Below are 1,639 nucleotides of genomic sequence, written 5' to 3' on the forward strand. Positions count from 1 at the left end.
TGCCTCATACAGGGGGATAACAGTTAGAAATGACTGCTAATACCGCATAAGACCACAGGGTCGCATGACCTGGTGGGAAAAACTCCGGTGGTATGAGATGGACCCGCGTCTGATTAGGTAGTTGGTGGGGTAACGGCCTACCAAGCCGACGATCAGTAGCCGACCTGAGAGGGTGACCGGCCACATTGGGACTGAGACACGGCCCAAACTCCTACGGGAGGCAGCAGTGGGGAATATTGCACAATGGGGGAAACCCTGATGCAGCGACGCCGCGTGAGCGAAGAAGTATTTCGGTATGTAAAGCTCTATCAGCAGGGAAGAAAATGACGGTACCTGACTAAGAAGCACCGGCTAAATACGTGCCAGCAGCCGCGGTAATACGTATGGTGCAAGCGTTATCCGGATTTACTGGGTGTAAAGGGAGCGTAGACGGCTGTGTAAGTCTGAAGTGAAAGCCCGGGGCTCAACCCCGGGACTGCTTTGGAAACTATGCAGCTAGAGTGTCGGAGAGGTAAGTGGAATTCCCAGTGTAGCGGTGAAATGCGTAGATATTGGGAGGAACACCAGTGGCGAAGGCGGCTTACTGGACGATGACTGACGTTGAGGCTCGAAAGCGTGGGGAGCAAACAGGATTAGATACCCTGGTAGTCCACGCCGTAAACGATGACTACTAGGTGTCGGGGAGCAAAGCTCTTCGGTGCCGCAGCAAACGCAATAAGTAGTCCACCTGGGGAGTACGTTCGCAAGAATGAAACTCAAAGGAATTGACGGGGACCCGCACAAGCGGTGGAGCATGTGGTTTAATTCGAAGCAACGCGAAGAACCTTACCTGCTCTTGACATCCCGGTGACCGGCATGTAATGATGCCTTTTCTTCGGAACACCGGTGACAGGTGGTGCATGGTTGTCGTCAGCTCGTGTCGTGAGATGTTGGGTTAAGTCCCGCAACGAGCGCAACCCTTATCTTCAGTAGCCAGCATTTCGGGTGGGCACTCTGGAGAGACTGCCAGGGATAACCTGGAGGAAGGTGGGGATGACGTCAAATCATCATGCCCCTTATGAGCAGGGCTACACACGTGCTACAATGGCGTAAACAAAGGGAAGCAAACCTGCGAGGGTAAGCAAATCTCAAAAATAACGTCTCAGTTCGGATTGTAGTCTGCAACTCGACTACATGAAGCTGGAATCGCTAGTAATCGCGAATCAGCATGTCGCGGTGAATACGTTCCCGGGTCTTGTACACACCGCCCGTCACACCATGGGAGTTGGTAACGCCCGAAGTCAGTGACTCAACCGTAAGGAGAGAGCTGCCGAAGGTGGGACCGATAACTGGGGTGAAGTCGTAACAAGGTAGCCGTATCGGAAGGTGCGGCTGGATCACCTCCTTTCTAAGGAAGAAGAAGTAAGGAAAGTTGTCTATTGTTGAGTTATCAATAAAGGAAATTCTTTTCGCAGAGCTCAAAGAACAATTTGAGTTCTAAGCTCAAAAGGACTTCGCTAAGAACTCAATATTTCTGGTGGCGATGCGGTCAGGGGACACACCCGTTCCCATCTCGAACACGATGGTTAAGACCTGACCGGCCGATGGTACTGCACTGGAGACGGTGTGGGAGAGCAGGTGGCCGCCAGACCATAAAAAA

At 52.3% G+C, this 1,639-nt stretch carries 2 rRNA genes; both read left to right on the top strand.

Annotation, left to right across the window (positions count from 1 at the left end):
• Nucleotides 1-1,387, top strand: a 16S ribosomal RNA gene (locus tag ACYQ5K_RS17275); the annotation flags it as partial.
• 125 nt (nt 1,388-1,512) lie between these two features.
• Nucleotides 1,513-1,630: ribosomal RNA gene (gene rrf / locus ACYQ5K_RS17280) — 5S ribosomal RNA — on the top strand.
• Nucleotides 1,631-1,639 lie beyond the last annotated feature (9 nt).

The sequence above is a fragment of the Allocoprococcus similis genome (assembly GCF_054660775.1).